The following is a 17,227-nucleotide window of genomic DNA, read 5'->3' as shown; positions in this document are numbered from 1 at the left end:
GCGCAGCCGGATCGGGCCGGTGCCGTCGACGGCACCGGCCCGATCCGGCTGCGCGTCGAGCAGGCCGGCTCCGAGCGGCGCCGCGGGGTGCGCCCGGACTTCGTCTCGCCCGCGTGGTGCGCGCTCGTGGCGCGCGGCCTGTCGCCGGTCCGCGACATCAGCGGCGAGGCCGAGGACGCCGCCATCCCCTCCTCCAGCCGGCTGCTGGACGTCGTGGAGCTGGAGCCGCCGACCGGGGACGCCATCGCCGCCCGCTGGCAGCTCGGCGGGCAGTCGACGACCGCGGTCATCGGCGAGTCGTACGACGGCCCGTTCGCCATCGACATGCGCAAGGACGGCCCGCACGGCCTCATCGCCGGCACCACCGGCTCCGGCAAGTCCGAGCTGCTGCAGACGATCGTCGCGGCGCTCGCGGTGGCGAACACCCCGGAGAACATGACCTTCGTCCTCATCGACTACAAGGGCGGGTCCGCTTTCAAGGACTGTGTGAAGCTGCCGCACACCGTCGGCATGGTCACCGACCTCGACAACCACCTCGTCACCCGCGCCCTGGAGTCGCTCCGCGCCGAGCTGCACCGCCGCGAGCACACCCTCGCCGACGCCGAGGCCAAGGACATCGAGGACTTCCAGGACCTGCTGCGCCGCGAGCCCGGGCGGTACGCGCCACTGCCCCGGCTGCTGCTCGTCATCGACGAGTTCGCCGCCATGGTCCGCGAGCTGCCCGACTTCGTCACCGGCCTGGTCGACATCGCCGCCCGCGGCCGTTCGCTCGGCATCCACCTGATGCTCGCCACCCAGCGGCCCAGCGGCGTGGTCTCCCCGGAGATCCGCGCCAACACCAACCTGCGCATCGCGCTGCGCGTCACCGACGGCGGCGAGTCCGCCGACGTCATCGACGCCCCGGACGCCGGCTTCATCGCCAAGTCCATGCCCGGCCGGGCGTATGTGCGCCTGGGCCACGCCTCCCTCGTCCCCTTCCAGTCCGGCCGCGTCGGCGGCCGCCGCCCGGGCGCCGCCGACCCGGCGACCGCCCAGCCCTGGGCCGGCCGCCTCGGCTGGACCGAGCTGGGCCGGGGCGCGCTCAAGCGGCCCGCGGGAGCGCAGCAGGAGGAGGACGAGATCACCGACCTGAAGGTGCTCGTCGACGCGGTCAACGAGGCCAACGAGCGGCTGGGCATCCCCGAGCAGCACAGCCCGTGGCTGCCCGCACTGCCCGACAGCGTCCAGCTCGACACGCTGCCCGCGCCGCGGGCGGCCGGGCCGCTGCCGCCCGCCCCGTACGGCATCGAGGACCTGCCCGCGCAGCAGGCCCGGCGCACCGTCGCCGTCGACTTCGCCGACTTCGGGCACCTCATCGTCGGCGGCGCCCCGCGCAGCGGGCGCTCGCAGATGCTCCGTACGATCGCCGGCTCCCTCGCCCGTACGCACTCGATCGCCGACCTGCACCTGTACGGCATCGACTGCGGCAACGGCGCGCTCAACGCGCTGACCCGGCTGCCGCACTGCGGCGCGGTCGTCAGCCGCAACCAGACCGAGCGGGCGGTGCGCCTCATCGGCCGGCTCAAGCAGGAGCTGGGCCGCCGCCAGGAGCTGCTGGCCGCCGACGGCTTCGCCGACATCGCCGAGCAGCGGGCCGCGGCGTCCGACCCGGAGCAGCGGCTGCCGTACGTGGTGGTGCTCCTCGACCGCTGGGAGGGCTGGCTGCCCACCCTCGGCGAGATCAACCACGGCGACCTGACCGACGAGATCTACGGGCTGCTGCGGGAGGGCGCGAGCGTCGGCATCCACATGATCATCACCGGCGACCGCAGCGTGCTCACCGGCCGGATCAGCACGCTGACGGAGGACAAGTTCGCCTTCCGGCTGCCGGACCGCTCCGACTTCTCCATGATCAGCCTCAACGCCCGCAACATCCCCGAGGACATCGAGCCCGGCCGGATGTTCCGCGCCGAGAGCGGCCTGGAGACCCAGATCGCCGTCCTCTCCGACGACCTCTCCGGCGCCGCGCAGGCCGCCGCCGTCGCCGCCATCGGCGAGGCGGCGACGGAGCGGGACGCGGCGGTGCCGCGCTCGCTGCGCCCGTTCCGCGTCGACGTGCTGCCCAGCCGCCTCGGCTTCGAGGAGGCGTGGGAGATGCGCGACGTCCAGGCGCAGGAGGCCTCCAAGCTGTGGGCGCTCGTCGGCGTCGGCGGCGACGAGCTGATGGGCTTCGGCCCCGACCTGGCCGACGGCATCCCGGCGTTCCTCATCGGCGGCCCGGCCAAGTCCGGGCGCAGCACGGTGCTGAAGTCGATGGCGCTGACGTACCTCCAGCAGGGCGTGCGGCTCGTCATAGCCGCGCCGCGGCCCTCGCCGATGCGCGAGCTGGCGGGCCGCGAGGGCGTGCTGCAGGTCTTCACCGAGGACGACATCGACGAGGACGAGGTGCACGACCTGCTCAGGCAGGCGTCGCCGGACGAGCCGATCGCCGTTCTCGTCGACGACGCGGAGATGCTGACGAACTGCGACGCGGGCGACGAGTTCAAGGCCATCCCGCGCCGTGGCGCGGAGCGCGGCTGGGCGCTGGTGCTCGCGGGCGACGAGGAGGAGGTCGCGTCCGGCTTCTCCGGCTGGCAGGTGGAGGCCAAGAAGGCGCGCCGCGGGGTCGCCCTGTCGCCGCAGGACCCCTCGGCGGGCGACCTCATCGGCATCCGGCTGAACCGCGGTTCGGTCGGCGACCAGGTGCAGCCGGGCAAGGGCCTGCTGCACCTGGGGGACGGCGAGCCGTTCGCGGTGACGACGCCCCTGGCGTAAGAGGCAGGGTGCCGGCCGGAAGGCACCTGCAACCGCGGGAGCGGCGGACGGCGTCTACGGTTGCGAGATACGAACGAGGTAAGACTGACGTCTCGGGGACGGCCCTCGCGACGACGAGACGAACGGGAGGGTAGCTGCCATGGGCAAGGCCGATGTCGACGTTACATACCAGGACATGCGGGATGCCGCCAAGCGGCTCAAGGACGAGCGGCAGGACATCGACCGCAAGCTGGATGACCTGCGCAAGTACATCCAGAGCCTGGTGAGCGACGGCTACGTGACCGGTCGGTCCTCGAAGCAGTTCGACCAGTCCTTCGACGAGTTCACCACCGGTGCGAAGAAGACCATCGAGGGCCTTGAGGGCATGGGCGACTTCCTGAAGGCCGCCGCCGACGCCTTCGAGAACCTGGACTCCGAGCTGGAGAAGGGCCTCAAGGGCTGACCTTCGCGATGCGGTTCGGTCCGTTTCGCTCGACCGGGGCGCCGTGGCATCGTTGTGCGGTGCGGCGGCGCCCCGCTTCGTAGGGACTGGGGGAGAGGCTCATGGGCAACGACGGCGACAGGCTGGCGATTCCGCTCAGCGATCTGGACGGCTTCGGCGGCCGGCTGCGCAGCATCAAGACCCGGATGAACCGCACGAAGGCCACCTTCGAGTCGTACCGCGACGACATCGGGGACAGCGGCGTGGTCGACAAGCTGGAGGACTTCGAGTCGGGCTGGAAGGACGGCCGCGGCGACATCGACGACCAGCTGACGAGCCTGGCCGAGATGTCCGACACCGTGGTGCGCGAGGCGCACAAGGTGGACCTGGACCTGGAGAAGGAGCTCAAGAAGGGCACGAAGAAGGAGGAGAGCCAGGTGGGCGGCGGCCAGTAGCAGCCGCCCGGCCCCGCGCTCCTCCGCCCGGCCCTCGGGCTCTTGGGCTGCTACGTCCCCGCGCCGGCCTGGGGCACGTCGAAGCCGAAGGTGCGCCCGATGTGCGCGAGCCGCATGCAGTACGAGTCCAGCAGGAACACGGACGGCGTGGTGATCGTGACGTACGCGCAGTAGCCGCGCGGCGCCGGCACGATCAGCTGCAGCGACGCGAACGGGACCATCGGCGCCGGCGTCTCCGCGTCGCCGCCGGGCAGGGTGAGCGACCGCAGCGACGTCGACATCACCCCGGGACCGCCGGGCAGCTTCACGGCCAGCAGCATGTCCTGGTGGCCCTGCAGGCCCTTGCCCAACTCGTAGTCCAGCTCCTGGGGTTCCTTCTCCCCGGCGAAGAACTTCTGCTCCTTGGCGCGGTAGATCCCCTCCGCGGCCATGAGCTGGTCGTCGTGGCCGCTGGCCTGGGCGGACACGGCGAGCAGCCCCATGGAGAGCCGCTCCTCGCCCGCGACGTCCTCGGTGCCGACGCACATGGCGGTGAGGACGGTCGTCTCGCCGCCTTCGGACAGCATCGGCAGGAACCTGCGCAACTGCAGCCCGGCGGCGGCCACCTCGTCCGCTTCCGCGTCCGGCATCAGCCGGCCCAGCGCTTCGTCCCAGCCCTCCAGGGTGTCGGCCTCGGGCAGGCGGACGAACTCGTCCGGCACCCGGTAGCTGAAGGCGTACGGGATCTTGGGGGCGTCGCTCGTCGCCGTCATGCCGCCGTTCCCATCTGCGAGGTGCTGAGCCCGCGGGTGAAGCTGTCGCCCGCGGACGCCAGCATCGTCGGCGGGTCGATCGGTGTCGGGCCGAGTGCGTCCACGGGCGGGGCGACCGGTGTCGGGCCGAGTGCGTCCACGGGCGGGGCAACCGGCGGCGGGCCGGGCGCGACGACGTCGGGCGCGGTCTGGAAGTGCGCGGGCAGATTCGAGATCGGCCCGATCACCGGGAGGTCGTCCACGGTCCACTTGCCGTCGGTCCACCGGCTGTCGTTCATGTTGGAGCCGGTGGCGAACGCCGCACCGGCGACGGTGGCCGTCCAGTCGATGAGGTTGCCGGTGGCCACGTTCATCCACCCCTGGCCCGACTGGGCGAAGCCGCGCAGCGAGTTGGCCATGCCGCTGGGGAGGCGGGCGAGGTTGCCCCAGTTGCCGGGGCCGACCCTGCTGAGGGTGGCGGCGAACCCCTGGGTGGCGCGCAGGTTCCGCCCGGCCTGGACCAGCGCGCGGCCGGACTGCGCGAGCCGCGATCCGGCGAGCCCGATGCCGCCGGCGAACACCCCGGCGGCGTCCCAGGCGAGCGTCTGCCAGGTCATGCCCTCGGCGCCGCCGGCCAGTGCGATGGCGTGTGCCGCGAAGGCGCCCGCGCCGACCCACAGACCGATCAGGGCCAGCCCCGCGATGCCGCCGAACGGCAGGGCGAGCAGGCAGATGATGCCGATGACCATGGCGATGTCGGCCAGGATGTCGCCGATGAGCTTCCAGAAGTTCGGGTCGGTGATCGTGTCCCACGCGGCTTCGAGGAGGTTCTCGAGGTCGTTCAGCCGCCGCTCGAACCAGTTGGGCTTCGGCGGCGCGTCGTCAGCCGCGTTCTTGATCTGCCGCGCGGCCGTCTCGGCGTCGCCGTTGAACTCGGTCTGCAGCGTGCGCGCGCGGCTCCGGATCCGCTCCAGCTCGTCGGTGGCCGCGTCGTACGACGCGGTCTTGCCCTTCTTCTGTGTCTTGTGGTCTTCCTTCTCCTCGTCCGTCATCCCCTCGGTGTCGCTCGGCAGCCCGTCCAGGGCGCTCTTCGTCGCGCTGACCTGGCTCGCCGCGGCCTCGGCCGCCAGCTCCAGCTTGCGGGCGCGGCTCTGGTAACCGGCGAGGCTCGTCTCCCACGTCGACAGCGCGCTGTGGGCGGCGTTGAGGGAGGAGAGGGCCTTCTCCAGGTACGGGGGGATCTCGGAAACGGACTCGGTGAAGGCGTCGGCCGCCTTGCCGACCCAGATGCCGTCCGTCTCCCCGATCCGGCTCAACTGGGACTGCGCCGTCCCGCTCTGCCCGCTGACCAGGCCGATGGCGGAGACGAGGCGGCGTACGGTGTCGAGGTCGCCGGGGGCGGGGTCGAAGCCGAGGTTCGGGAAGTCCTCCGCGCGGGTCACTTCTTCTCCCCCGCCTTCTGCAGGTCGTCGTGGAGCTTCTTGTCCAGCTTCTCCAGCTCGTCGGCCGCGGTGACGACGAACTTCGAGACGCCCTTGGTCAGCTTGGAGAGCTGGCCGAAGCCGTAGTCCCACGAGCCCGCGAAGTCGTCGCACGCCGACCGCAGCTCGTCGTGGCCGACGAGGCTCGCGTCGGCACCGGCGATCTTCTTCGACGACTCCTTCATGCGGTCACCGCTGGATTCGAGGGTTCTGGCCATCGCCATGACGTCGTCGTGGAAGAACCTCAGAAAAGACATGCATCCCCCCGGGTGCTGTAGCTCCTGCCCTACGGCACGCGCCGCCGCTGCATGATAGGAAGCGAATACGGTGTGCACGGTTCCACACGGAGGACGGCGATGTCACTACGGCCCCAGCTCCGATCCCAGCTTCGGGCGCTGCTGCAGGCGGGAGAGCAGGGCGCCGCAACGTACACGACGATCAACCCCTGGAACGCACGCCGGACGTTCGCCCTCTTCGCCTACCTCGCCGAACAGTACGGATACCGCTACGCCGGCCTCTCCCCGGACCACAGCCCGAGCCGCGGCCACCCCGTCTTCGCCTTCCGCCGCCTCCCGGACGCCGCGGAACGCGCGACCCGCACGCGCGCCCGCTACCCGGACGGCCCCCTGGGCGGCCCCCTCCCGGGCCTGACCCCCGGCCGCAAACCGGCACCGCTGCCGGAGGCCCGGCAGGAGGTGGAACTGCTCCACGCCCGCATCAAGGTCGACCTCTACGGCACGTCCAGCAACCGCCGCCTCCGCATGCTGGCGGTCGCCGTCCCCCTGGGCGTCCTGATCGCCCTCGCGGTCAACGGCTCCCTGGAGCCGGTGCCGCTGGCGGTGGCGGGCGGGATCGCGGCGGTGTGGTGGCTGTACCTCTGGCTGGCGGCGGCGATCATGCGGCGGGGCAGGCGCAGATACGGCCGGATGCTGGAACAGGCGGGGGTGGAGTGGCCACCGGGGGGCACTCCAGGCTGACCGCCTTCCACCCGCCGCCGCGCGCTCAGCCATGGGCCGGTCACCCAGCTCTGCGGCCCTCCCGTCGGCCCGTGCCGACAGGTCGTCGTCCGGGTCGCTTCGGGGTCCTCGGCCGTCATGTGGATACCTCCGCACGGTCGGCTGCCGGCCGGTCCAGCCGCAGGCGGCTGTCCAGATACGGGATGAGTTGCGGCACCCCCGCGGTGACGCAGGTGAGCGCGCCCAGCACCACCGTCGCCCACCCGGCGGCGGAACCGCCGTCGTCGAGCATGCCGGAGCCGTAGGCAAGGGCGATCAGCGGTGCGATGAGGCGCAGCGTGCCGGTGGTGGCGACCGGCAGCGGCCCTTCCGGGATACGCGCCGCCTTGCGGGCGGTCCCGGGGGCCAGCGGGGCCATGGCCACGGAGTCCACGGGCGGAGTGCGGCGTGATTCAGGGTCCGGACGAACCCGGCGGCGGCCATCAGCACGGCGAGCCAGGACGGCGAGGCGTCGGTGAGGATCACCGCGACCATCGCGAGTGCCCACAGCGGGAGCGCGACCCTGCGCGTGTACAGGTACCAGTCCGGCAGCGGTGTCCCGGGCCGAGCTGCCTGGCCCTGCGCCGCGTGGTCCGGTCCAGCAGAGGGTCTTCCGGGTCGGTGACGGTACGGAGCGGAAGGCCGCAGGACTTCAGCAACGCGCCGAGCCCGGTGCGGGCGAGCAGAGCGGCTCCCTCGGCATGCCGGTCGAAGAGGACCGGCGACTCGGGCAGCCAGTGGTCGACGGGGACCTCCCACAGCAGCCTGCCGTCCCCGTCCTGCAACTGCACCCGGCCCCAGGACCCGGCGACCGGCGGTCCGCTGTGCCCCCACGGCGTACGGACGCAGCACCGGGGCGGTAGTGACCATGTGCGTGTTCCTCTCCCGGGTGTTCGCGGCCATGCCGGTTCCTGTGAGGTTGGCGGGGTCGCCGGGGACTGGTTCGCAGTCCTCAACGAGCACGGGTCCGGGGCATCGGAGCATTCGCGTATGCGTGCGAGATCGGCCTTGATACCGCTCATGGACTGCCTCCTCCAAGAGAGGTCGCGCTCCGACTCCCGTGGAATTCCACCTCCTTGACGAGTTGGCGAGTGCACATATCCGGATTCGCCAATACCCGGTCCACAGGTCTGTCACAGAGCACTCCGCGGGCGCCCCCGGCGGCCCCGCTCGCGGGGCTGCGGCGCCGGCTCGGACGGGGGTGTACGACCCCGGCACGCTGGTCGTTTGCCGTTCTGCGGGGTTGCCGTCTCAGCTGGCGGAACTGTCGACGGGCTGTGACGCTCTCGTTGCCCGGCGCGGCTTGAGGGGGGTTTAGGGTACTGCTACGGTTCGATGGCTTGACAACCTGTTGCGGCAGTTCTCGGCCGATCAGGTGGGGGAATTTCGGCCAGGAAACGGCGAGTTACGGGGTGATTCCGTGAAGACCAGGGAACGCACGGCAGCCGCGGGCGGCAGGCCGGCCGCTCCCGTTCCGCAGCCCGGCGACCGGCTGCCGTTTGCTCCTCGCGAACGCAAACCCGCGTTGGCGGCGCTGGCCGTGCTCCTCATCCTCGCGGGCGCGTTGGGCACCGCCGTGCTCGTGCTGCGGGCCGGCAACCAGGTGGCCGCCGTGCAGATCGCCGATCGTGTCCCCGCCGGCCAGGGCATCACGGACGAGGACATCGAACAGGTGATGATGCCGGAGGACAGCGACATTCCGTACATCCGCTGGAACCAGCGGGGCGGACTGGACGACTTCTACGCCACCACCGACCTCGTCCCCGGCAGCGTCCTGGTCTCCGAGATGATCCAGGAGGGCAAGGGCCTCGAAGAGGGCCAGACCGTGGTCGGCGTGACCATGGAGCCCGGGGCGATGCCCGGCGGCCTCGGCGACGGCGCCCGCGTCGACGTCTACTTCGTCGGCGACACGGCCAGTACGTCGGACGACACCGGCGCCTCCGGCACCCTCGCGACCGGCGACGTGCTCGCCGAGGGCGTCAAGGTGCAGAGCATCACCCGGGGGGACGACGGCACGGTCACCAGTGGAACCGTCACCGTCAATCTCCTCGTCGACAAGACACAGGCAGGTCCTCTCGTGGCGGCGGCGTCCGAGAAGGAAGTCGGCCTGACTCTCGTATCCAGCACGAGCTGACGTCGGCACAGGTCTTCACGGGGCTTCACGGGAGCGAGGGAACTCACCATGGCGCTGATCGCAGTCGCGGCCGACAAGGGCGCGCCCGGCGTGACGACGACCGCCGTCGCGCTGGCCGCCGTGTGGCCCCGGCGTGCGCTGCTCGCCGAGGCGGACCCGGCGGGCGGCGACCTCGTCTACCGATCGGTCGGGCAGAACGGCAACCCGCTCGACCCGAACACCGGCATGCTGTCGCTGGGCGCCACCGCCCGCCGCGGGATCGCCGCGGAGCAGCTCTGGGATCACGCGCAGCCGATGTCCGGCGGGCTCGACGTCATCGTCGGCCTCGGCAACTCCGACCAGTCCGCCGGGCTCACCCGGCTCTGGCCCACGCTGGGGCGGGCGTTCGCCGCGCTCGCCGAGTCGCCGCACGGCGGCGCGGACGTGATCGCGGACTGCGGCCGCGTCGGCGCGGAGTCCGGGACCCTCGAACTGTTCACGCACGCGGCGCTGGTGCTGCTGGTGGCCCGCGCGCTGCCGGAGCAGATCGCGCGGGTACGGGACCGGGCGTCGTCGCTGTCCGCGCGGCTGCACGGCACGCAGCGCGGCGCGGCGGCGCTGGGCACGCCGCTCATCGGCGTGCTGCTGATCGCCGAGCCGTCCGGCGCCGCAAAGGTCGCCGGGCAGGTCAACGACATGCTCACGGCGTCGCAGTCGGGCGCCCGGGTGCTCGGCGTGGTCGCGGACGACGTCGCGGGCGCCGAGCAGCTGGCGGGGCGCCGGCGCGGGCGGGCGGAGAGGTCGATGCTCGTACGCTCCATCCGCAAGGTCGCCAGCGACATGCACCAGCACTTCGGCAGCTCGCTGCTCGCCGAGCCGGCGGCCGGGGGCGTCCCGCAGGCGCCGTACGGCGGCGGTGTGCCGCCGCAGGCACCGTACGGCGGCGGCCCGGCGGGTACGGGCCCGGGCCCCGGCGAGCAGCAGCCCGCCGGCCAGCGGCAGCAGCCCGGTCAGCCCCAGCCGCACGGCCAGCAGCCTCCCGCCTCCGGCCAGCCCTCCGCGCCCGGCCAGCACTCCTCCTACGGCGCCTCCGGCGCCCCCGGCGCCGCGCCCGGTCCCGGCCCCGGCCCCGGCACGCCCCCCGGCGCCGGCCCCCGCCATGGAGCCGCCCGATGACCAGCGGACCCGCAGTCGACCACGGCCTCGTCAAACGCTTCCGCCAGGAAGCCGGCGACCGCATAGCCCGGCAGCGCCACGAGGACCAGCTCGCCGGCGTCACCCCCATGACCGCCGAGGACGAGCGGCACTTCGCCCGCGCCGTCATCGCGCAGATCCTGGAGGACTACGCCCGCTCCGAGATCAACTACGGCCGCACCCCCCTCGACGCCGAGACCGAGGAGGCGTACGCCGCGGCCGTGCACGCCGCCCTCTTCGGCGTCGGCCGGCTGCAGCCGCTGCTGGACGACCCCGAGGTCGAGAACATCGACATCAACGGCTTCGACCAGGTCTTCGTCGGCTACGCCGACGGCCGCGAGGCCAAGGTCGACCCGGTGGCCGAGAGCGACGAGGAACTCGTCGAGCTGATCCAGATACTCGGCGCCTACTCCGGCCTGTCCTCCCGCCCCTTCGACTCCGCCAACCCGCAGCTCGACCTGCGGCTGCCGGACGGCTCCCGGCTCTCCGCGGTCATGGACGTCACCCGCCGCCCGGCGCTGTCCATCCGTCGCGCCCGCCTCGGCAAGGTGTTCCTGCCCGACCTCGTCGGCAACGCCACGATCTCCCCGGAGCTGGGCTCGTTCCTGACCTGTGCGGTACGGGCCCGTAAGAACATCATGATCGCCGGCGCTACCAACGCCGGGAAGACGACGCTGCTGCGCGCGCTGGCCAACGAGATCCCGGCAGGCGAGCGTCTGATCACCGTGGAGCGGGCGCTGGAGCTGGGCCTGGACCAGTTTCCCGAACTGCACCCCAACGTGGTCGCGTTCGAGGAGCGGCTGCCCAACTCCGAGGGCCACGGCGCCATCACGATGGCCGAGCTGGTGCGCAGGTCGCTGCGTATGAACCCGTCCCGCGTCATCGTCGGCGAGGTCCTCGGCGACGAGATCGTCACCATGCTCAACGCGATGTCGCAGGGCAACGACGGCTCCCTCTCCACGATCCACGCCAACAGCTCCTCCGAGGTCTTCAACCGCATCTCGACGTACGCTCTGCAGGCCAGCGAGCGGCTGCCGGTGGAGGCCAGCCAGATGCTGGTCGCCGGCGCCATCGACTTCGTCGTCTTCGTCGAGCGGCGGAACCTCTACCACCAGGGCGGCGGTCTGCAGCGCATGGTCACCTCGGTGCGCGAGGTCAACGGCGTGGACGGCCGGGTGATGTCGTCCGAGGTCTTCAAGGAGGGCCCGGACGGACTGCTGCACCCGCACGCGCCGATCAACTGCATCGAGGAACTTGTTCCGTTCGGTTACCAGCCCAGCGGGGAATGGAGGTAGCGCGCATGGAAGGCGAGGTCTTCTCCGCCGCGATGGGCTACGGGCTGCTCGCCGGCGCGGTGATCGGCGGCGGGGTCGCGCTGCTCATCGTCGCGATCCGCGGGCTGCCGGCGAAGCCGCAGCACGAGAAGGACCAGCAGGGCGAACGGGCCGCGGAGCTGGTGCGGTTCGCCAGCCAGCGGGCGACGCTCGCGGGGGTCGCCGGGCTGCTGGTGCTGCTGCTCACCCGCTGGCCGGTCGCCGGCCTGGCGACCGGCGTGCTGGTCGCGTTCTGGGACAAGCTGTTCGGCGGTGCGGCGGCGGAGCGGATGGCGATGAAGCGGGTCGAGGCGCTGGCCCAGTGGACGGAGTCGCTGCGCGACACGATTGCCGGCGCGGTCGGCCTGGAGCAGGCCATCCCGGCCTCCGCGCGCGCCGCGGCCCCCGCGCTGCGGCCGCACCTGGACGCGATGGTGGACCGGCTGCGGTCCCGTACGCCGCTGCCGGACGCCCTGCAGCACCTCGCCGACGACCTGGACGACGCCTCCGCCGACCTGATCATCGCGGCCCTCATCCTCAACGCCCGGCTGCGCGGCCCCGGCCTGCGCGAGGTGCTGGGCGCGCTGGCGAAGTCGGCGCGCGAAGAGGTCGACATGCGCCAGCGCGTGATGGCGCAGCGCGCCTCGACGCGGCGCAGCGTGCAGATCGTCGTCAGCGTCTCGGTGGCGTTCGTGCTCGGCCTGTCCGTCTTCAACCGCGGCTTCGTCGAGCCCTACGGCTCGCCGACCGGCCAGGTGGTGCTGGCCTGCGTCTGCGGGCTGTTCGCGGCCGGCTTCTGGTGGCTGCGCAAGCTGTCCACGATCGAGACGCCCGAGCGCTTCCTGGCCGGCGCGAAGCAGCAGCCGCAGCAGATCGCGTTCGTCCGGCCGCGTGAGGAGGTCTCCTGATGGAGTTCCAGGGTGCGGACACGCTGACGTACTCGGTCCTCGTCGGCGCCGTCCTGGGCCTGGGCATCTACCTGCTGGTACGGGCCATCGCGCCCGGCCGCCGCGGCGCGGTCGCCACGGTGGCGCGGGTCGACGCGCTGCGCGCCCGCGGCGCCGGCCGCACGACGACCTCCTCGGCGCAGGCGCAGGAGGAGGGGCGCTTCGGGGGGCTGCGCGCGCAGATCGGGCAGCGGGCCGCGGAGTTCTACCTGCGGCAGGGCTGGGAGCAGCGCTCGCTGCGCTCCGACCTGGCGGTGCTGGACCGGTCCTGGGAGAGCTTCCTGGCGACGAAGGTGCTGCTGTCCGCGGTGGGGCTGGTCTTCGGCCCCGGCGTGTACGCGCTGATCTCGGTGGCCGGCTTCGGGCTGAACCCGGTCATCCCCGTCTGGCTGGCGCTGGTCGCCGCGCTGCTCTTCTTCCTCCTGCCGGATCTGGAGGTGCGCAGGGACGCGGCCGAGAAGCGCAAGGACCTGCGCCGCGTGGTGGCCGCGTACCTGGACCTGGTGGCGATGAACCTGGCGGGCGGGCGCGGCCTGCCCGAGGCGCTGATGGCGGCGGCCGACATCAGCGACGGCTGGGCGCTGCGCCGCGTCCGCAACGCACTCGCCGACGCCCGCATCACCGGCACCAGCCAGTGGCAGGCGCTCGGCAATCTCGGCGACGAGCTGGGGATCGAAGAGCTGAAGGACCTGTCGGCGTCGCTGGCGCTGGTCTCCGACGACGGCGCGAAGGTGCGCGAGTCGCTGGCGGCCAGGGCGGAGACCATGAGACATCGCGAGCTTGCCGAAATCGAGGGGGCGGCAGGCGAGAAGTCGCAGTCCATGCTCGTCGCACAGCTGCTGCTGTGCGCCGGGTTCCTGGTCTTCCTGGTCTATCCCGCGGCGATCCGCGTGTTGCAGGTCTGAAGTCATCCCCCCACTACGCAGAGAGGACGTAACGACGTCATGAAGAACCGCTTCACCAGCACCGGACATCCGGCGATCGACTTCCTGGTCACCTTCCTGCGCGGCCGTGTGGAGCGCGCCCGCTCGGGCGAGCTGGACCGCGGCGCCTCCGCCGTGGAGTGGGTGATCATCTCCGCGATCGTGGTGGCGATCGTCAGCGCGGTCGCGGTCATCATCAACCAGGCGCTGTCCGACGGTGCGAACGACGTCAAGGACTGCATCGAGGACGCCGGCGCGGACGGCTGCTGAGCCGCGGGACCATTGGCTGACGGGGTGGACTGACGATCATGGCGAGCAGGGGCGGGACGCGGGCACCGGCGCCGCCGTGGCTGCGGCGCAGACTCGACGCCTGCCGCGGCGACGGCGGCGGTGGCGGCGGTGACACGGGGGCGGGCAGCGGGCGGCGCGGCGCGTTCGGGAGCGACCGCGGCATGTCCGCGATCGAGTTCGTGCTGCTCACCCCGGTGCTGTACTTCATGATCTTCGCCACCGTGCAGTTCGGGCTGTACTTCTTCGCCGACCACGTCGCGCAGGCGACCGCGCAGGCGGGGGCGCGCGAGGCGCGCCGGACCGCGGAGTCGAACCCGGGCGCGTGGCAGGGCCTGGCGCTGGCGAAGGCGCAGGAGCGGCTGGACACCGTCGGCCCGAAGCTGCTCACGAGCCCGGACATCGATCCGTACGTGTCTGACAACGACCGGGTCGGGGTGGCGGTGGAGGGCGGCGTGGTCAACGTCTTCCCGTTCATCGACCTCACGGCGCGGGCGGAGTCGGAGGGGCCGATCGAGCGGTTCGTACCGGATCCGGGATGACGGGGGGACGGGGACCCATGGCAGTGGGCAAGGCGCACGACGCGGGCCCTCCGGAGGCCCCGGGGGAACCCTGGCGGGGCCGGGACCTGCGGTCCGACCGGGGGGTGACGACCATCGAGGTGGTGATCCTCGCCCCGGTGATGTTCCTGTTCATCCTCGTGCTCGTCGGCTTCGGCCAGCTGGTCGACGGCCGCGGCGGTGTCGACGGGGCGGCGCGCGACGCGGTACGTGCGGCGTCCCTGCAGCGAACCCTGGGCGAGGCGGAGAACGCCGCGCAGCGGGCGGCGGAGCATCTGGAGGGCGACGTGTGCTCGGGCCCGGTGGTGGCGGACATCGTGGACGGGGACTTCACGCCGCCGGCGCCGGGCGAGCCCAGCCACATCATCACCGTGGAGGTGACGTGCAGGGTGAAGGGCCTCGGGATGCTGGGCCTGGACATCGACCCGGAGATGACGGGCTCGTCGTCCGCACCTCTCGACCCGTACCGGAGGGCGGGATGAGGCGCGTACGTGTCCTGGCCGCGCGGCTGCGCGGCGCGCTGGCGGACCGGACGGCCCGGCTCGACGACCGGGGTTCGGGCGCGGGTGCGGTCATCATCTTCGCGTTCCTGTTCATGGCCCTGGCCGCGTTCGTGGTCGACGGCGGCCTGGCGATCTCGCAGCGCGAGCGGGCCGCGGACATCGCGGAGCAGGCGGCCCGGTACGCGGCGCAGGACACCGACACGGACGCGCTGTACGAGGGCCAGGCCGACCAGGAGGCCCCCATCCGGTACGAGAACTGCGAGGCCCGGGTCCAGGAGTACCTGTCCCATGTGACGGTCCAGAACGGTGAGGTCGAGTCCTGGGACTGTACGAGTGCGGCGATCGACCACGTCGAGGTCGAGATCGTCCTCTCCTACCGCCCGCTGCTGACGGGCCTGGCCCTCAGCGGCCCCCTGGAGGCGACGGGCAACGCCCGCGCCGAGCCCCGCACGGAGATCGGCGAGCCGTAGCCCGTGCGCCCGGCCCCGCTCTGGGCCGTACGCGGGAGGCTGTACTGCCGATCGGGCGAATTGGGGCGTCATCGGTGAGCTGCCCCGGGACATCGGTCAGATAGTCATACAAACCGGACCGAGGCGACCGCCTCACTCCGATCGACTGTCAAGGGGCATCTGTGCTGAAGAGAACGAAGACCGCCGTCGCGCTCACCGCGGGAGCCATGGGGCTGGGGCTGCTGGGCGCGGCCCCGGTGGCCGCCGCCACGACGCCGGGCGCCGCGCCGGGCGCCGTGAAGACCTGGGACGACTGGAGCCACAAGCAGCGCGGCGTGGTGGTCGCCAAGCCCGGCATCCTGATCCGCTCGCAGCCCACCACCGCCTCCCACAAGATGGGCTTCATCCACCGCGCCGAGATCGTCTGGATCGACTGCAAGGTCAACGGCCAGAACGTGTGGGGCAACAGCATCTGGTACAAGCTCAGCTCCCACAACGGCTACCTCGCCGCGCGCTACGTCAAGAACGTGGACCACATCCCGTACTGCTGACGGCGCACGCCGCGTGCCGCGGGCCGCCGCCCGCACCCGCCGGCCGCCGGAGCCGCACCGCCACCCGCGGGGCGGCTCCGGCGGCCGCGCCGCGCGTACGCTGCGCCAGGACCGGAAGACCCGGTGACGAGGTCGTGACGAGGCAGTCACCTGCCTGGGCTCGACCCCCAAAACGGGCTTCGGTAACGTCAGGTGGGCAACCAACGGGGACGCCGCCCAGCGGCCTGCGCGCGCAGCGCGCGAAGAGTGGGGGCCGCGGTCCGCGCCGCGCCGACCGGGAGGGCTCAGGACCAGCGATGGCACGCAGCAGCGCGAACAGGACTCCGGTACCGGTACGCGTCCGGCGCAGGACCTTCGGCGACGTGCTCCGGGCGTTCTTCGCGTTCCTCGCGCTGGTGGTGCTCGTCGTCGGCGTGCCCGGCGCGCTCGCCTACTTCATCGGCTGGCCGCTGCCCGACTCCGCGCCCTCCCTCGACATGCTCAACGAGGACGTGACCGCCGACGTCTTCCTCAAGGTCTTCGCGGTCGTCGTCTGGCTGGCCTGGGCGCAGTTCGCCGCCTGCGTGCTCGTCGAGGCCAAGGCCGCCGCCTCCGGGATGGGCATGCCCGGCCGGGTGCCGGGCTCCGGCGCCAGCCAGGCGCTCGCCCGCCAGCTCGTCGCCGCCGTGCTGCTGCTCACCGCCGGCGCCGCCAGCTTCGCGCCCGGCCTCTCCCAGCTCGGCCAGCAGCTCGACCAGCACCAGCAGCCGCCGGTCGCCGCCGCCCAGCAGACCCCGGGCCAGCAGGTCGACACCGCGCGGCCCGCCGTCGACGTCGAGACGCCCCGCGGCGAGGCGGGCGGCGGCGAGGTCCGTAAGGACACCCGCGAACAGGCCGAGCGGGACACGAAGTTCTACCGCATCCAGCCGCCCGAGGGCCGCCACCACGACTCGCTGTGGGAGATAGCCGAGCGGCACCTGGGCGACGGCCGCCGCTACGGCGAGATCTACCAGCTCAACAAGGACCGCATCCAGCCCGACGGCTCCAAGCTCAGCCAGGCCAGCCTGATCCGCCCCGGCTGGATCATGGAGATGCCCGCCGACGCGCAGGGCGGCGACCTGGTCGAGATGCCCGAGGACCGCGACGAGGTCTCCAAGTCCGAGGCCGAGCAGATCCACGAGTACGACAAGTCCAGCCCCACCGCCGGCGAGCGCGGCAAGGACGGCGACCGGCAGCAGACCACCTCCGGCCGCGGCGAGCGCCTCGCGCCCGACAGCCCCGCCGTCGACCGCGACTCCGGCGACCGCGCCGGCGAGCAGACGCAGGTCCAGCAGATCCCGAGCCGCGAGGGCGACGGCGCCGGCGACCGCGGCGGCAGCGGCGAGCAGGCCGTCCCCGAGGTGCACGGCGACGGCGGCATCGGCCTGCCGGAGGTGCTGATCGCCGCCCCGCTGCTGGCCGCCGGGGTGCTCGGCGCGCTGAGCCGGCGGCGCCGGCAGGCGCTGTGGCAGGCGGCGTTCCACACCGGCGG

19 protein-coding genes are annotated in these 17,227 nt (G+C 72.6%); 15 read left to right on the top strand and 4 right to left on the bottom strand.

Going from position 1 to position 17,227, the window contains the following annotated elements:
- The 3 genes from ABD317_RS20845 to ABD317_RS20835 form a co-directional block, all read left to right on the top strand.
- A partial coding sequence (locus ABD317_RS20845; RefSeq protein WP_344291466.1) for an FtsK/SpoIIIE domain-containing protein occupies positions 1–2,793 on the top strand: 2,793 nt, incomplete at its 5' end.
- A 139-nt stretch (positions 2,794–2,932) separates the two neighbouring features.
- A complete protein-coding gene (locus ABD317_RS20840; RefSeq protein WP_027755202.1) occupies positions 2,933–3,235 on the top strand; it encodes a WXG100 family type VII secretion target in 303 nt (100 codons plus the stop codon).
- A gap of 101 nt (positions 3,236–3,336) precedes the next feature.
- Entirely contained in the window at positions 3,337–3,669 is a 333-nt protein-coding gene (locus tag ABD317_RS20835) for a hypothetical protein (protein ID WP_027755203.1), read from the top strand.
- Positions 3,670–3,719: 50 nt separating this feature from the next.
- Here ABD317_RS20835 and ABD317_RS20830 read toward each other — a convergent pair whose 3' ends face one another.
- From ABD317_RS20830 to ABD317_RS20820, 3 genes are read right to left on the bottom strand one after another with little or no spacing between them, the layout of a single operon-like run.
- The gene (locus ABD317_RS20830; protein WP_344291465.1) at positions 3,720–4,421 is read right to left on the bottom strand and encodes a hypothetical protein; all 702 of its coding nucleotides are present in this window, start codon (positions 4,419–4,421) and stop codon (positions 3,720–3,722) included.
- The gene (locus ABD317_RS20825) at positions 4,418–5,842 is read right to left on the bottom strand and encodes a putative T7SS-secreted protein (RefSeq protein ID WP_344291464.1); all 1,425 of its coding nucleotides are present in this window, start codon (positions 5,840–5,842) and stop codon (positions 4,418–4,420) included. Before ABD317_RS20825 ends, ABD317_RS20830 begins: the two co-directional genes overlap by 4 nt.
- On the bottom strand, positions 5,839–6,138 hold the full coding sequence (locus tag ABD317_RS20820) for a hypothetical protein (RefSeq protein WP_344291463.1): 300 nt from the start codon (positions 6,136–6,138) through the stop codon (positions 5,839–5,841). Before ABD317_RS20820 ends, ABD317_RS20825 begins: the two co-directional genes overlap by 4 nt.
- Before the next feature lie 99 nt (positions 6,139–6,237).
- On the opposite strand from ABD317_RS20820, the gene ABD317_RS20815 reads away from it, so the two are divergent.
- A complete protein-coding gene (locus tag ABD317_RS20815; RefSeq protein ID WP_344291462.1) occupies positions 6,238–6,858 on the top strand; it encodes a hypothetical protein in 621 nt (206 codons plus the stop codon).
- Between the two features lie 115 nt (positions 6,859–6,973).
- Here ABD317_RS20815 and ABD317_RS20810 read toward each other — a convergent pair whose 3' ends face one another.
- Positions 6,974–7,270: a hypothetical protein gene (locus tag ABD317_RS20810; protein WP_344291461.1), complete on the bottom strand. Its 297-nt coding sequence runs from the start codon at positions 7,268–7,270 to the stop codon at positions 6,974–6,976.
- Positions 7,271–8,296: 1,026 nt separating this feature from the next.
- Here ABD317_RS20810 and ABD317_RS20805 point away from each other — a divergent pair.
- The 11 genes from ABD317_RS20805 to ABD317_RS20755 all read left to right on the top strand — a co-directional run.
- Positions 8,297–9,010, top strand: coding sequence for a CpaB family protein (locus ABD317_RS20805; protein ID WP_344291460.1), 714 nt, complete (start codon positions 8,297–8,299; stop codon positions 9,008–9,010).
- A gap of 48 nt (positions 9,011–9,058) precedes the next feature.
- A complete protein-coding gene (locus ABD317_RS20800; RefSeq protein WP_344291459.1) occupies positions 9,059–10,165 on the top strand; it encodes a hypothetical protein in 1,107 nt (368 codons plus the stop codon).
- A complete protein-coding gene (locus ABD317_RS20795) occupies positions 10,162–11,478 on the top strand; it encodes a TadA family conjugal transfer-associated ATPase (RefSeq protein ID WP_344291458.1) in 1,317 nt (438 codons plus the stop codon). Before ABD317_RS20800 ends, ABD317_RS20795 begins: the two co-directional genes overlap by 4 nt.
- A 5-nt stretch (positions 11,479–11,483) precedes the next feature.
- Positions 11,484–12,404, top strand: coding sequence for a type II secretion system F family protein (locus tag ABD317_RS20790; RefSeq protein ID WP_344291457.1), 921 nt, complete (start codon positions 11,484–11,486; stop codon positions 12,402–12,404).
- Positions 12,404–13,348 (top strand): type II secretion system F family protein, encoded by a 945-nt coding sequence (locus ABD317_RS20785; RefSeq protein WP_344291456.1) that lies wholly within the window; start codon positions 12,404–12,406, stop codon positions 13,346–13,348. The genes ABD317_RS20790 and ABD317_RS20785 overlap by 1 nt, the downstream gene beginning before the upstream one ends.
- Before the next feature lie 39 nt (positions 13,349–13,387).
- A complete protein-coding gene (locus ABD317_RS20780; protein ID WP_344291455.1) occupies positions 13,388–13,636 on the top strand; it encodes a hypothetical protein in 249 nt (82 codons plus the stop codon).
- Between the two features lie 38 nt (positions 13,637–13,674).
- Positions 13,675–14,196 carry a TadE family protein gene (locus tag ABD317_RS20775; RefSeq protein WP_344291454.1) on the top strand — a complete coding sequence of 174 codons (522 nt, stop codon included), beginning with the start codon at positions 13,675–13,677 and terminating at the stop codon, positions 14,194–14,196.
- Between the two features lie 104 nt (positions 14,197–14,300).
- Positions 14,301–14,696, top strand: coding sequence for a TadE family protein (locus ABD317_RS20770; RefSeq protein ID WP_344291467.1), 396 nt, complete (start codon positions 14,301–14,303; stop codon positions 14,694–14,696).
- Entirely contained in the window at positions 14,693–15,187 is a 495-nt protein-coding gene (locus ABD317_RS20765) for a TadE/TadG family type IV pilus assembly protein (RefSeq protein WP_344291453.1), read from the top strand. Before ABD317_RS20770 ends, ABD317_RS20765 begins: the two co-directional genes overlap by 4 nt.
- Before the next feature lie 161 nt (positions 15,188–15,348).
- On the top strand, positions 15,349–15,717 hold the full coding sequence (locus ABD317_RS20760; protein WP_027755217.1) for a hypothetical protein: 369 nt from the start codon (positions 15,349–15,351) through the stop codon (positions 15,715–15,717).
- Positions 15,718–16,013: 296 nt separating this feature from the next.
- On the top strand, positions 16,014–17,227 hold a 1,214-nt coding region (locus tag ABD317_RS20755; RefSeq protein WP_425582403.1), incomplete at its 3' end, for a LysM peptidoglycan-binding domain-containing protein.

This window comes from Streptomyces synnematoformans (assembly GCF_039531005.1).
GTDB classification, from domain to species: Bacteria; Actinomycetota; Actinomycetes; order Streptomycetales; family Streptomycetaceae; genus Streptomyces; species Streptomyces synnematoformans.
The sequence above is the reverse complement of the archived record's forward strand: the minus strand, read 5'-3'. Positions and strand labels throughout refer to the sequence as shown.

Bases quoted from the DNA above. Each gene is read 5' to 3' on its own strand.
- ABD317_RS20840 (WP_027755202.1), top strand. From the start codon at position 2,933: ATGGGCAAGGCCGATGTCGACGTTACATACCAGGACATGCGGGATGCC.
- ABD317_RS20835 (WP_027755203.1), top strand. From the start codon at position 3,337: ATGGGCAACGACGGCGACAGGCTGGCGATTCCGCTCAGCGATCTGGAC.
- ABD317_RS20830 (WP_344291465.1), bottom strand. From the start codon at position 4,421: ATGACGGCGACGAGCGACGCCCCCAAGATCCCGTACGCCTTCAGCTAC.
- ABD317_RS20820 (WP_344291463.1), bottom strand. From the start codon at position 6,138: ATGTCTTTTCTGAGGTTCTTCCACGACGACGTCATGGCGATGGCCAGA.
- ABD317_RS20815 (WP_344291462.1), top strand. From the start codon at position 6,238: ATGTCACTACGGCCCCAGCTCCGATCCCAGCTTCGGGCGCTGCTGCAG.
- ABD317_RS20800 (WP_344291459.1), top strand. From the start codon at position 9,059: ATGGCGCTGATCGCAGTCGCGGCCGACAAGGGCGCGCCCGGCGTGACG.
- ABD317_RS20795 (WP_344291458.1), top strand. From the start codon at position 10,162: ATGACCAGCGGACCCGCAGTCGACCACGGCCTCGTCAAACGCTTCCGC.
- ABD317_RS20790 (WP_344291457.1), top strand. From the start codon at position 11,484: ATGGAAGGCGAGGTCTTCTCCGCCGCGATGGGCTACGGGCTGCTCGCC.
- ABD317_RS20785 (WP_344291456.1), top strand. From the start codon at position 12,404: ATGGAGTTCCAGGGTGCGGACACGCTGACGTACTCGGTCCTCGTCGGC.
- ABD317_RS20780 (WP_344291455.1), top strand. From the start codon at position 13,388: ATGAAGAACCGCTTCACCAGCACCGGACATCCGGCGATCGACTTCCTG.
- ABD317_RS20775 (WP_344291454.1), top strand. From the start codon at position 13,675: ATGGCGAGCAGGGGCGGGACGCGGGCACCGGCGCCGCCGTGGCTGCGG.
- ABD317_RS20765 (WP_344291453.1), top strand. From the start codon at position 14,693: ATGAGGCGCGTACGTGTCCTGGCCGCGCGGCTGCGCGGCGCGCTGGCG.